Source organism: Bradyrhizobium sp. LeoA1Lang, from assembly GCF_055413685.1.
Window position 1 is genome coordinate 19,311 of the sequence record NZ_JBVAPG010000100.1, and the last position, 11,861, is coordinate 31,171.

The 11,861-nt window shown below is 63.4% G+C and carries 10 protein-coding genes, 1 tRNA gene and 1 pseudogene; 5 read left to right on the top strand and 7 right to left on the bottom strand.

All coding sequences use genetic code 11. The features are described 5' to 3' along the window. Positions 1-72: 72 nt before the first annotated feature. Together ACZYOF_RS28235 and ACZYOF_RS28240 are read right to left on the bottom strand one after the other, a co-directional pair. The gene (locus ACZYOF_RS28235) at positions 73-1,599 is read right to left on the bottom strand and encodes a sensor histidine kinase (RefSeq protein WP_463717840.1); all 1,527 of its coding nucleotides are present in this window, start codon (positions 1,597-1,599) and stop codon (positions 73-75) included. Next, positions 1,596-2,315, bottom strand: coding sequence for a response regulator (locus ACZYOF_RS28240; protein WP_463717841.1), 720 nt, complete (start codon positions 2,313-2,315; stop codon positions 1,596-1,598). The genes ACZYOF_RS28235 and ACZYOF_RS28240 overlap by 4 nt, the downstream gene beginning before the upstream one ends. An 887-nt stretch (positions 2,316-3,202) precedes the next feature. On the opposite strand from ACZYOF_RS28240, the gene ACZYOF_RS28245 reads away from it, so the two are divergent. The 4 genes from ACZYOF_RS28245 to ACZYOF_RS28260 all read left to right on the top strand — a co-directional run bounded on the left by ACZYOF_RS28245 (position 3,203) and on the right by ACZYOF_RS28260 (position 7,959). After that, entirely contained in the window at positions 3,203-3,913 is a 711-nt protein-coding gene (locus tag ACZYOF_RS28245; protein WP_463717842.1) for a helix-turn-helix domain-containing protein, read from the top strand. Positions 3,914-4,009: 96 nt separating this feature from the next. Continuing rightward, positions 4,010-4,681 carry a 2Fe-2S iron-sulfur cluster-binding protein gene (locus ACZYOF_RS28250; RefSeq protein ID WP_463717843.1) on the top strand — a complete coding sequence of 224 codons (672 nt, stop codon included), beginning with the start codon at positions 4,010-4,012 and terminating at the stop codon, positions 4,679-4,681. Between the two features lie 3 nt (positions 4,682-4,684). Beyond that, positions 4,685-5,671, top strand: a complete 987-nt coding sequence (locus ACZYOF_RS28255; protein WP_463717844.1) for an FAD binding domain-containing protein — start codon at positions 4,685-4,687, stop codon at positions 5,669-5,671. Between the two features lie 11 nt (positions 5,672-5,682). Further along, positions 5,683-7,959, top strand: coding sequence for a molybdopterin cofactor-binding domain-containing protein (locus ACZYOF_RS28260; protein WP_463717845.1), 2,277 nt, complete (start codon positions 5,683-5,685; stop codon positions 7,957-7,959). A 91-nt stretch (positions 7,960-8,050) separates the two neighbouring features. Here ACZYOF_RS28260 and ACZYOF_RS28265 read toward each other — a convergent pair. From ACZYOF_RS28265 to ACZYOF_RS28275, 3 genes are all read right to left on the bottom strand, one after another. After that, positions 8,051-8,125 (bottom strand) — tRNA-Val (locus ACZYOF_RS28265). A 129-nt stretch (positions 8,126-8,254) separates the two neighbouring features. Further along, on the bottom strand, positions 8,255-9,541 hold the full coding sequence (locus tag ACZYOF_RS28270; RefSeq protein WP_463717846.1) for a hypothetical protein: 1,287 nt from the start codon (positions 9,539-9,541) through the stop codon (positions 8,255-8,257). 117 nt (positions 9,542-9,658) lie between these two features. Further along, positions 9,659-10,261, bottom strand: coding sequence for a DUF1134 domain-containing protein (locus ACZYOF_RS28275; RefSeq protein ID WP_130584020.1), 603 nt, complete (start codon positions 10,259-10,261; stop codon positions 9,659-9,661). Positions 10,262-10,353: 92 nt separating this feature from the next. Between ACZYOF_RS28275 and ACZYOF_RS28280 the strand changes: the two genes are divergently transcribed. Further along, a complete protein-coding gene (locus tag ACZYOF_RS28280; RefSeq protein WP_207234686.1) occupies positions 10,354-10,878 on the top strand; it encodes a YHS domain-containing (seleno)protein in 525 nt (174 codons plus the stop codon). Positions 10,879-10,895: 17 nt separating this feature from the next. On the opposite strand, the gene cysQ is transcribed toward ACZYOF_RS28280, so the two are convergent. Both cysQ and ACZYOF_RS28290 read right to left on the bottom strand, forming a co-directional pair. Then, entirely contained in the window at positions 10,896-11,720 is an 825-nt protein-coding gene (gene cysQ, locus ACZYOF_RS28285; protein WP_463717847.1) for a 3'(2'),5'-bisphosphate nucleotidase CysQ, read from the bottom strand. A 33-nt stretch (positions 11,721-11,753) separates the two neighbouring features. Next, a pseudogene (locus ACZYOF_RS28290) lies at positions 11,754-11,861 on the bottom strand (IS5/IS1182 family transposase); the annotation flags it as partial.

An 11,861-nucleotide genomic window follows, 5' to 3' on the forward strand; every position in this document is an offset into this window, starting at 1 on the left:
CGGACCTTGATCAATATTCTGGATCAAATTTCAAACAGCGTATTGTGGCAAGGCATTATCTCGATGGTATGCTCAAGTGGAAACGCTGCGGGTTGCCGGTTCGAGAGCGTTGATATTGTCCTTCACTCCTGCGACCGTGACCCGGACCCCGATGGGAGGAGGTCCGCTATTGGGAGGAGGTCCGCTATCCAGCGGTGGCAGGCTAATGGCCGCGCGCAGTCCCTTCTGCTGGTTGATCAATGTGATATCTCCGCCATGGTGGCGGACTATGGTCCGCGCAATAGAAAGACCAAGACCGACGCCTCCAGTTTCGCGATTCCGCGAATTCTCCATCCGAAAGAAAGGCGTAAAAACCTGCTCCTTGGCGCTGTCCGGAATACCGGGTCCATCATCCGAGACGATGATTTCGATGCTGTCTGCTCGCCTCTCCACGCTGACCCGCGCCCGCTCGCCATAACGGATGGCATTTTCGACAAGGTTGCGGCACGCGCGGCGCAGCGCGTCCGGTCGGCAGCTATAGCTGATCTTCGCCCCCTCCGAGAACGAAACATCGTAGCCGAGTTCGGCGAGATCGTCGCAAAGACTTTCCACGAGAGCGGAGAGGTCCACCGTACGTGTGGCTTCTGCGGTCGCATCCTCGCGGGCGAATGCGAGGGTTGCCTCCGTCATCGTCTGGATCTCTGTAATCGTGGAGAGCATTTTCTCCCGCACTTCCTGATCAGGCACGAATTCTGCACGCAAACGGAGTGAGGTCAGAGGTGTGCGCAGATCATGGCCGATGGCGGCCAGCATTCTGGTTCGATCGTCGACGAAACGATGCAGGCGTGCCTGCATGCGATTGAATGCCTCGGCCGTACGCCGGATATCGTCGGGGCCGGTCTCCGGCAGCGGTACGATCTCCTGACCGCGGCCAAGGGCTTCGGCCGCCACGGCCAGGCGACGCAACGGTTGCGCGATGCCGCGCGCGGCGAATACGGCAATGATCGACAACAACAACGCCGACAGGCCGAGCGTCACCGTGGATTGGGAGGTCCAGAAGCCGTCTTGCGCAGGTTTGGCAAATGCAGTGTTCAGCCATGCGCCGTCCGCCAATTGAACGGCCAAACCCATGCCGGTGCTGTCATCGAGATAGAGAAATTTCGCTGGCCGGGACAGCGGCCAAGCTCCCGGCTTGAGATCGATCCATTGCGAGGAGGTGGCGCTGCTACTGCTGGCCGAATTTCGGACGAAATCCGGTCTCGCCTCGACGGGCGCGCTGTGGCCGGGAAAGGATACGCGCGGCAACGGCTGGGCCAAACGCTCCCACGCCTCCTCTCGCCAGGCGGGGGCATCCTTCAGGCCGTTGGCCGATATCCAATATCTTGCTGAACTGGTGTTGCTGGCGTTCAGGATATCGGACTGAAGCGCTGGAGGCGTCGCCTCCAAGACCCGGGCAAGCGAGGCGCACCGGCTGAATATCTCGCCCTTGGCGGCCTTCCGGATCGCCTGCCCATGCTCATCCCAGGAAATGAAGAACACGATCGCTTGCGACAGCATCAGCGACAGCAGCGTGAAACAGATGAAGCGGGCCGCCAGGCTGCGCTTCCATAAGCGCATCATGGCTGTTCGACCTGTGCGACCAGACTGTATCCGCCGCCCCAGTGAGTCTTGATCACGGCCGGCACCTTCGGATCGGCCTCGATCTTCTTCCGCAAACGACTGACCTGATTGTCAATGCTCCGGTCGAACGGATCGGCATCTCTGCCGACCGTCAGGTCGAGGAGTTGATTGCGGCTCAGTACCAGCCCGGGATGATCGAGAAAGGCACATAAGAGGCGGAACTCCGCCGTGCTGAGCGGCACAGCAACGCCATCCTGTCCTACCAACTCGCGCCGGCTGACGTCAAAGGTCCACCGATCGAAACGTACGATCTTGGTCGCGAGCCGGCCTTTCTGCGGCGGCAGGCTTTGGACGCGGCGAAGCACTGCTTTGATACGGGCGAGGAGTTCGCGGGGATTGAACGGCTTGCACACGTAGTCATCGGCGCCCATTTCGAGGCCGACGATCCGATCGGTCTGCTCCACCATGGCAGTCAACAGGATAACGGGAAGGTCCGTGGTGCTGCGGAGATGGCGGCAGAGAGACAATCCGTCCTCACCCGGCATCATGACGTCGAGAACCACCAGGTCAAAGGCACTTCGTTCGAGCAGACGGCGAAGTGCAGCGGCGCTCTCCGCAAGGCTGATGCGGTAGCCATGTTGCATCAAGTATTTGCCGACCAGATCGCGGATGTCGCGATGATCATCCACGACGGCGATGTGCGGTGCCGAGTCCATCCAGTTGCTCCGTTCCACATCATACCGAAGTCCAGCGTTCAACCCACCGGAAAAGTGTAACAGAATGTATCGGTCGCGCAGGGTTGAACCCGTTTTAAGTACAAGCAGTCGCAGAATCCGGTCCCAGTGAGCCACTTTGTCGCAAAGTCGTATGGCTTAGGGCTTGATGCAGTTCCGCGAAGCCGCATTGAAAGCAAGGTGATTGAAGAGGAGCGGACAGAAGCATCAGCCAACGACGGCTCCAACTTGTCGCGAACTATGCAGTGCAGCGTTCCTGAGACAGATTGCGACAATTGCCGATAGCGGTCGGCAAAGTTCTGCGACAACCGGACCCCATCGTGCGCCTGTTCAACGAGGCAGGAGCGCTGTATGTGCGATGCGATCGATGCTGTTTCTCGCAGGGTAGTTCCCGAAAGCTCGAGGGGCTCATCAGCCGAGAGCGATGAAGACTATGCCACACGGGAGGGACCGTTTTCTTGCAGATCCGCATTTCGGATAAGCTGGCTGCTCGTCTTCGTGTTGCGGAATGCGTCTACCTCGACGACGCCCCTTGATCTGACGTATGGCGCAAATAGCACAGCTATTTCACGCCTCGTGACGGAGGGCGACTGTTTGACGTCCGAGCGAGATCTCAAATTCGTATGCGGAAGTGACCGAATTCACTTCGGCCGTTTCGATGAGGTCAAGCGAATTGAGTTGATCAAGGAAAGGTACATGCCATGGCTTTGACCCCGATGATGGGAGAGGGGGACCTCCGGATCACAGATGAGATTGGATCGGAGTCACCGGATACGTGTTCATGGCTTGATGGCGCAATCGTCTTCGACCACCGCCGCTGGTCCTGCCGGGAAGCAGAATTAACCTGGACAGCGCCTTCGCATCTGATCGTGCTGACTCATACAGGCAAGACCGCGCGAACGCGGATTTCGTGCTCCGGCGAACTCGTCTATGACGGCCGAGACAGGCCGGGCGCGCTCTCTTTCATCCCCGCAGGTGTCGAGCGCTTCGGCAGTTATTGCGAGCCGGATCTCGTCTACTCCGCCCTTTGGCTCGATCACGCTCGGTTCGGATGCGAGCGTTCGGCGGAGACGTTACCAATATTGGTCAATCGCGCCGATGCGGTTATCACCGCGCTGTTGACGGCGCTGCATAACGACGTTGCATTCGGCAGCAAGCCGGACACTGCTTATGTCGAACATCTCGCCGCCATTGCGATGCATCGGGTCATGGCGCTCGACGGAGGCAAACCCCGTCCAAGTGCACATGGCGCGCTCGGCAAGGCGACGCTCCGCAGGATTGAGGAGTATGTCGAGGAGCACCTCGGCGGGGAAATCAGGCTGAGCGATCTCGCGGCGATCGCAGACATGGAGATCGATTCCTTCGCGCGCCGCTTCAGGACGGCAACCGGAATGGCTCCCTATGCCTTTGTGATCGCGCGGCGGATTCGCCGCGCTGAGCACCTTCTTGCGGATTCCGACCACGAACTTGCGCTGATAGCGGCGAGACTAGGCTTCTCCAGCCAGAGCCATTTCACCACGGCATTCAAACGCGAGCGAGGCATGACGCCCCGAGCCTACCGGCAACAGCTTTTTTCCTGAATCCTGCAAGAGCGCCGGAATCGTGAAAGAACGCCCGAAGCGGCGCGCCTATCTTGCGCCGAGCAAGCACCGGACGCGCAAGGGAGCGAGCTCGACATGGCCGACTGCAAGGACCGACGCCCGACCGATGACGGGCCGACACGAAGGACCGTGATTCAGGGGGCCGCGGCAGCGACGGCGCTGCTCGCTGTTGGGATCGCCGACGCTGTGCCGGCGTTTGCTCAGTCTAGCAGTCTTGTCGAGCCTGCAGCCGGAACGACGAGAATCCCCGTAAGTCTGATCATCAACGCCAGCCAGACTTCAGTCGAACTCGATGCGCGCACCACGTTGCTGGATGCGCTGCGCCATCAGCTTGGTCTGATGGGGTCCAAAAAAGGCTGCGACCACGGTCAGTGCGGCGCCTGTACGGTCCTGATCAACGGCAGGCGGATCAACTCGTGCTTGACGCTCGCGGTCATGCATCAAGGCGACGAGATCACGACAATCGAAGGGTTGGCGCAAGGCGAGGTGCTGCATCCGATGCAGGCCGCGTTCATCGCGCGCGACGGCTTCCAGTGCGGCTATTGCACGCCGGGCCAGATCTGCTCGGCCGTCGGCATGCTGAACGAAGCCAAGGACGGCTGGCCGAGCCATGTCACGGACGATCTCGTTGCACAGACCACGCTGAGCGATGCCGAAATTCGCGAGCGCATGAGCGGCAATCTCTGCCGTTGCGCCGCCTATCCCAACATCGTCGCGGCCATTCGCGATGTCGCCGAGAGGACCTGAACGATGAAGCCGTTCACCTATGAGCGCGCATCTGGCGTGCGCGAGGCGGCCGCCGCGGTGGCCGCGCGTCCCGGTATCAAATTCATCGCCGGCGGCACCAATCTCATCGATCTGATGAAGCTGGAGATCGAGCAGCCGATACATCTCGTCGATATCAGCCGCCTGCCACTGCGCTTGATCGAGGAGACGCCGGAAGGCGGCCTGCGTATCGGGGCACAGGTTCCCAATAGCGAACTCGCGGCCGACATGCGGGTGAGAACCCGCTATCCGCTGCTTTCGCAGGCGCTCCTTTCGGGTGCCTCCGCCCAGTTGCGCAACAAGGCCAGCACCGCCGGCAACCTGCTGCAGCGTACGCGCTGCCCGTACTTCTTTGAACGCGGCATGCCCTGCAACAAGCGCAATCCCGGCTCGGGCTGCAGCGCGCTCGGCGGCTTCAACCGGCTTCACGCGATCCTTGGCGCCAGCGAGGCCTGCATGGCCGTCCACCCGTCGGATATGGCGGTGGCCATGACGGCGCTCGATGCGCGCGTCGAGACGATACGCTCCGACGGCCGCACACGGGTCTTTCCGCTTCGAGAACTGCACCGCCTGCCGGGAACGACGCCGCACATCGAGACCACGCTTGCCGCTGGCGAGATGATTACCGCTGTGATCTTGCCGCCACCGCCGCCGGGTCGGCAGCTCTACCGCAAGGTCCGCGACCGCGCCTCCTACGCTTTCGCTCTGGTCTCGGTCGCGGCAATTGTCGACGTCGCCGCCGGACGCATCCGTGGCGCGCGCATCGCAATGGGCGGCGTTGCGCCCAAGCCATGGCGCTCTGCCGAAGGCGAGCGGGCTCTTGCCGGACAGCCCGCGGGTGAAGAGACCTGCGCTGCGGCCGCCGATGCGGCCCTTTCCGGTGCGCGCGCCGAAGGCCATGCCGCCTTCAAGATCGAGCTGGCGCGGCGCACGCTGCGCCGGACGCTCGCTGAAACCGTCCAAGACGTTTGAGGCATAAGACGATGGCTCAAGATTACATCGTTCAGGCGACATCGCGCCCCGGCGCTGCCGCGCCGATCGGCCAGCCCGTGGACCGTATCGACGGAGCGCTCAAGGTTACGGGGAGGGCGCGCTACGCCTACGAGCACAGGCTCGATCGCGCGCCGGCCTTTGGCTACATCCTTGGTGCGAGCATCGCCAAGGGACGTATCGTCGAGATCGATACCGGCGACGCCGAGCGCGCGCCTGGTGTCATCCTGGTGATGACGCACAGGAACGCACCGAGCCAATCGGCCTTCGGTCCGGCTGTCACGCCAACTGTGCCGGAGGTGTTCACGCGGGCCCGCCCGGTGCTGGCGAGCGAGGGTATCCGCTATCATGATGAGCCGGTCGCGCTGGTCGTCGCCGAGACCTTCGAGGAAGCGCGAGGGGCAGCGGGGCTGATCAGGCTGCGCTATGCGAGCGAACCGGGCGCGTTCGACCCCGCAGCGCCGAATGCCGAAATCTACCGGCCCGAACGTACCAATGCCGGCTTCCCCACGGACTCGACACTTGGCGACTTCGACCGCGCTTTCGCCGACGCGCCGGCCAAGCTCGACGCCGTTTATGCGACGCCGTTCGAGAGCCATAATCCGATGGAACCGCATGCGGCCATCGCCGAGTGGGATGGGGACCGGCTGACCGTCCATACTTCGGCGCAGACGCTGGCGAATATCCAGGCCGGCTTGGCCAATACGCTGCGCATCTCGCCGCAGAATGTCCGGGTCATCAGCCCCTTCATCGGCGGCGGCTTCGGTTCCAAGCTGATCGTTCATGCCGAGACGGTCTGCGCCGCACTGGCCGCGCGCGTTGTTGGCCGGCCGGTTAAGGTCGCTCTGACGCGACAGCAAATGTTCGCCAATGCCGGCCATCGCCCGGCAATGAGCCAGCGGATCAGGCTCGGCGCGGACCGCGATGGCCGCCTGACCGTGATCGGGCATGATGTCACCGCCTCGACATCCCGTTTCGAGGAGTTCGCTGAGCAGAGCGCGGTGCCGACGCGCGCGCTCTATGCCGCGGCGAACCGCCGTACGACGCACCGCCTCGTACGTCTCGACACCAATCGTGGAGAATGGATGCGGGCACCCGGCGAAGCATCTGGCCTGCTCGCGCTTGAATGCGCAATGGACGAACTTGCCGAACAGCTCGGCCTCGATCCGATCGACTTGCGCATCCGCAATGAGCCGGAGCTCGATCCGGAGCGCAACGTGCCCTTCTCCAGCCGAAACCTGATCGCGTGCATGCGCGATGGGGCCGAGCGCTTCGGCTGGCGCGACCGCCCGGTGAAGCCAGGTAGCCGTCGGGAAGGCCGCAAGCTGATCGGCTATGGCATGGCAGCCGCGATCCGCGCCAATTATCTCGGGCCGGGCTCGGCGCGTGTCGCCATCGATGCGCGGGGCCAGGTCACGGTGCAGGCTGACATGACCGATATCGGCACCGGCACCTATACGATCCTGGCGCAAGTAGCGGCCGAGCGGCTGGGCGTGCCGCTCTCGGTCGTCAAGGTCGAGCTCGGCGACAGCCGTCTGCCACGCACGGCCGGTTCGGGCGGCTCGTGGGGTGCCTCGAGTTCGAGCACGGCGGTCCACAATGCCTGCCTGATACTCCGGGAACAGATCGCCTCGGCAGCCGCATCGCATGAGCGTTCACCCTTGCGTGGCGCGAACATTTCGGAAGCTCGTTTTGAGGGGGGCAAACTCCGCCTCGGCTCACGCTCGGAGAGCCTCGGCAATCTTCTGGCCCGGATCGCGCCGGACGGATTAATGGCCGAGGGTTCTGCGGCCCGCGGCGAAACCTATCGCACCTATTCCCAGCATGCGTTCGGCGCGCATTTTGCCGAGGTCGCGGTCGATATCGACACGGGCGAACCACGGCTGCGGCGCATGCTTGGCGTCTTCGCCGCCGGGCGCATCCTCAATCCGAAGACGGCGCGCTCGCAAATGATCGGCGGCATGATCTGGGGCGTTGGGGCGGCGCTGATGGAACAGACCGTGCTCGATCCTCGCCATGGCCATTTCGTCAACCACGATCTCGCCGAGTACCACGTTCCCGTGCATGCCGATATTCCAAGCGTCGAAGCCGTCTTCCTTCCCGAGGAGGACGACAAGGGCAATCCGCTGGGCGCCAAGGGCATCGGCGAGCTCGGCAACTGTGGTGCGGGAGCTGCAGTCGCAAACGCGATCTATAACGCTACCGGTGTGCGTGTCCGCGACTTTCCGATCACGCTTGACAAAATCTTTCCCGAACTGCCCGTCGGCTGAACTCATACCGACGTGCCCCTATTGTGCCCTAGCTCTTTTTGGGTACCCGTCAGAAAGTTAAGCCGCTAAGTCATTGAATCTATGGAATTAATGGTGGACGCACAAGGGATCGAACCTTGGACCTCTCCCGTGTGAAGGGAACGCTCTCCCGCTGAGCTATGCGTCCGGGATCTCGGCGCGACCGGAAGCCGAAAACGGCATCCGATCGGAAACGGCCTTCCGGCCGGAGCCCGCGATTTACGAAGGGCAGGGGCGGGGTGTCAAGCCAAAGCCGACCCCAAACCGCCAAAGAGCGTCATGCTCCCTGCTGGCGGGCGCGGGAAGCGTGGGATTGCAGCGCCCGGATGCGTTCGGCGAGCGTTCCGCCGCCTTCGGGCAGGCCGCTTGCGGCGGGCACGCCATTGGCGGCTTTCGGTCCCCCCTTCGGTCCCCCCTTGGCCGGTACCGCCGGCTCTGCGGCCAGCATGGCCTCGATCGGCGAATCCGGCCCTTCGAGCTGGATCGCTAGCTTTGCTACTTCGGCGGCAATGTCGTTGATGCGCTCGCGCAGCAGCGCGTTCTCCATGCGCTCGGTCGCCCAGGAGTTCTCCGCCTGCTCCTGGATCGCGTTGATGTCGCGCTGCAGCTTTGACCGCTCGTCGCGGGCGATGCGGAGCTGTTCTTCCAGAGTGGCCTTCTCGCTTTTCAGCTTCTCGAGGGCGGGCGATTTGCCGCCATTCATCGCCGCGCGCAGTTCCTTCACGGTGCGCTCGGCTGCCTCATTGGCCTGCCGGAGCTGGTTGTTCTCGAATTCCCGTTCGGCCAAGAGCTTGCCCTGGGTCGCAAGCCGCCCCTCCAGCTGGTTGACGCGGTTGCCGAGTATCTGAGCTTCATTGACCTGGACGCTCAATTGACGGTCGAGGTCGGTGACGCGCTGGTTCAGACTCTCGGCCCGGCTCCGCGCGTCCGCGAGCTCGCGGGTCGCGGCCTCAGATGCGCTGCGTTCCTCGGCCAGGCGGGCCTGGGTGGCGGCGAAGTCTCTTTCAGCGTCGCTGACCCGGTCCTTCAATTCCTCGATCTGGGTGCGGACGGAGATCAGCTCGATCTGGCGGCTATCCGCCGCCATCGAGCGGTCGTTCAGGTCGGCATTGATCTTGCCGAGCTCGTTCTGCTTGTTCGCCAGCGCCTGCTCGGCGGCGCGCAACTGCTCGGTCTTGGCGCCGAACTCCTCTTCGGTGGCGCGGGACTGATCCTTCATCGCCTTTTCGCGCGCCTCGAGGGCGAAGATGGCGGCGTTCTTCTCGCCGAGCTCGATCTTCATGCGGTTGATCGCGTCGGTCTTTTTGCCGAGTTCGGCCAACTGGCTCGTGGTCTTGCTCTTGAGCTGCTCGACGCTCATCTCCAGCCGCCTCGCCGACATCGCGAATTCCGCGCGCAACTGGTCCTTGTCCGCCTGGATCTCGGCCATCGACAGCGGGGTTGCGGCCTCGATACGCCGGGTCGTCAGCCGCACCGCCCGGTTATGCACCAGCGGCACGATCATCAGACCGCACAGCATCGAGACCAGAAAACCGATCGCCAGATACATGATCGGTTCGACCATGAATGGGTTACTCCCGCGATAATAAATCGTTAATCACAATGCCACGGGCGGCCGGCAAAGCGCCAGCCAAATGCCTGTCCGCAGTGAGGGATTCACGTCAAGGCGTTAACGGCGGGGTCAGAACGGGTTCCAGGTCGCACGCGGGGTATATTTCAGGTAGCCGACATTGGCGCCAAGCCTGAGCCCGATGCCGGAACGGATCGGCACCAGTACGATATTGTTGGCCGTCAGCGCGGTCATGCCGAAACCGCCGACGATATAGGCCGAGCCGTCGATGCCGACGAAGCGCTGGTAGATCGCTTGCGTGGAGGGCAGGTTGTAGACCAGCGTCATGGTGCGGGCGCCATCGCCGCCCCAGTCGAAGCCGACCGAGGGCCCCTGCCAATAGACCCGCAGGTCGCCCGCATTCTTGGTGTAGAGCGTGCCTTCCCCATAGCGCAGGCCGGCGACGAAAGCGCCGGAGCCTTCTTCGCCGAGCACGTAGCCATTGGGCAGGCCCCACTGGCTGACCGCACGTTCGATGACGGAGGCAAGCCCGCGCGAGACGTTACCGAAGAATTTGTGGCCGGCGGCAACCAGTTCGTCCGGCCCATAGGTGCTCGGACTGGGCTCACGTTGCGGCGGCGGGTATTGCGGCGGGGCCTGCTGGGCGGCAACCGGCGCAATCCAGCACATCAGCGCAGCGAGCGCTGCCGCGGCAAAGCGTGATGCGAAACTCATAAAGAACCCCTGCGATCGAAATTCTGGTCGCCGCCTTAACCTGACGCCAACAAGGTCGGCTCTAGCTTGCGCCCAGTGTCCCCTCGACTCCAATGTTATCGATATCAACTATGACGGTACAACGGCAGGAAATATACCGCCGACGCCCCGGAATAGCCTTTTTCAGCTTCGCCGTCGGCCTTTTAGCTTTGATCGGCATTGATTCGGCAGTCCGGGCCGCTACAACCGAGCGGGTGGTGGTCAATCACTATTCCGGCCTCGCCATCGAGGGATTCGACCCGGTGGCATATTTTACCGATGCCGCTGCCCTTGAGGGCTTGCCGGACTTTGAGGCTGCGCAGGCAGGCGCGGTCTGGCGCTTCCGCAATGAAGGCAACCGCGCCTCCTTTGTCGCCCATCCGGAAATCTACGGTCCGCAATTCGGCGGCTACGACCCGGTCGATCTCGGCCGCGGCGTCACCTATGCCGGCAATCCACGATTCTGGGCGGTGGCCGGGCAGCGGCTCTATCTGTTCGGCCGGGAGGACAACCGGGACGCCTTTGTCGCCGATCCCGGACGCTTCCTGAAAGACGCCACCGCCCGCTGGCCGGAGCTGGAGCAGACGCTGGCGCAGTAGCGTCCTCGACAAGACGGCTAAGGCGCAGCGGCGGGATCGCCCCAGGCAATGAATTCCGGCACGATAAAATCATCCCGCAGGCCGAAGCGCAGCGCCGCTCCCTGCGAATCCGTGATCTTGCCGCCGGCGGCGGTGACCACGGCATGGCCGGCCGCGACGTCCCATTCGGAGGTCGGCGCAAGGCGGGGATAGATATCGACCTGGCTTTCGGCCACCCGTCCGAACTTCACCGCGGAGCCGAGTTCGGCCCGCACCGCGCCGCCCCGCCCGGCGATAAAGGCCTCCGTGCGCGCATCGCCATGGGAGCGGCTGACCGCCACGGTCCAGGGGGTTCCGCGCGGCGGGTGAGGGCGGGTGCGAATCGGCTCGACAACCGGTGGCGCGCCATCGCGAACGATCAGCCGCTCGGCGCCGCGGCCGACAGTGCCGCGCCAGATCACGCCCAGGGCCGGGGCCCCGACGATGCCAAGCAGCGGCGTCCCTTCGGTCACCAGGGCGAGGTTGACTGTGAACTCGTTGCGGCCGGCGACGAATTCCTTGGTGCCGTCGAGCGGATCGACCAGGAAGAAGCTGTCTTTGTACGGCGGCCTTGCCAGACGCGTGCGCTCCTCGGAGAGCGACGGCACGTTTGGCGCAAGCCGCGCCAAGCCCTCGGCAATGATGCGGTCGGCTGCGAGATCGGCCTCGGTCACCGGCGAGCCGTCGCTCTTGCCCTCAACCTTCATGGCGCTGCGATTGACCGCGAGGATGGCCTCGCCGGCCCGGATCACCAGCTCCGTCAACGGTTCGATCAGCGCGGCCGCGGCATTGCCGTCGATCCGGGGCGGGCATGCCTCATTCATAAGCGGTTCTCATCGGCTAGGTCGCGTGGACAGTTATCTTAGCCAGAGCAGAGTTGCGGCGATAGCGACGACAGCGAAGTAATTTCGTGCGGTTTTTTCGTAGCGCGTAGCAACGCGCCTGAAACGCTTCAGTTTCGAGAA

Excerpts from the sequence above, each read along its gene's own strand:
- ACZYOF_RS28235 (WP_463717840.1), bottom strand. The coding sequence starts at position 1,599 with ATGATGCGCTTATGGAAGCGCAGCCTGGCGGCCCGCTTCATCTGTTTC.
- ACZYOF_RS28240 (WP_463717841.1), bottom strand. The coding sequence starts at position 2,315 with ATGGACTCGGCACCGCACATCGCCGTCGTGGATGATCATCGCGACATC.
- ACZYOF_RS28250 (WP_463717843.1), top strand. The coding sequence starts at position 4,010 with ATGGCCGACTGCAAGGACCGACGCCCGACCGATGACGGGCCGACACGA.
- ACZYOF_RS28255 (WP_463717844.1), top strand. The coding sequence starts at position 4,685 with ATGAAGCCGTTCACCTATGAGCGCGCATCTGGCGTGCGCGAGGCGGCC.
- ACZYOF_RS28260 (WP_463717845.1), top strand. The coding sequence starts at position 5,683 with ATGGCTCAAGATTACATCGTTCAGGCGACATCGCGCCCCGGCGCTGCC.
- ACZYOF_RS28270 (WP_463717846.1), bottom strand. The coding sequence starts at position 9,541 with ATGGTCGAACCGATCATGTATCTGGCGATCGGTTTTCTGGTCTCGATG.
- ACZYOF_RS28275 (WP_130584020.1), bottom strand. The coding sequence starts at position 10,261 with ATGAGTTTCGCATCACGCTTTGCCGCGGCAGCGCTCGCTGCGCTGATG.
- ACZYOF_RS28280 (WP_207234686.1), top strand. The coding sequence starts at position 10,354 with ATGTTATCGATATCAACTATGACGGTACAACGGCAGGAAATATACCGC.
- cysQ (WP_463717847.1), bottom strand. The coding sequence starts at position 11,720 with ATGAATGAGGCATGCCCGCCCCGGATCGACGGCAATGCCGCGGCCGCG.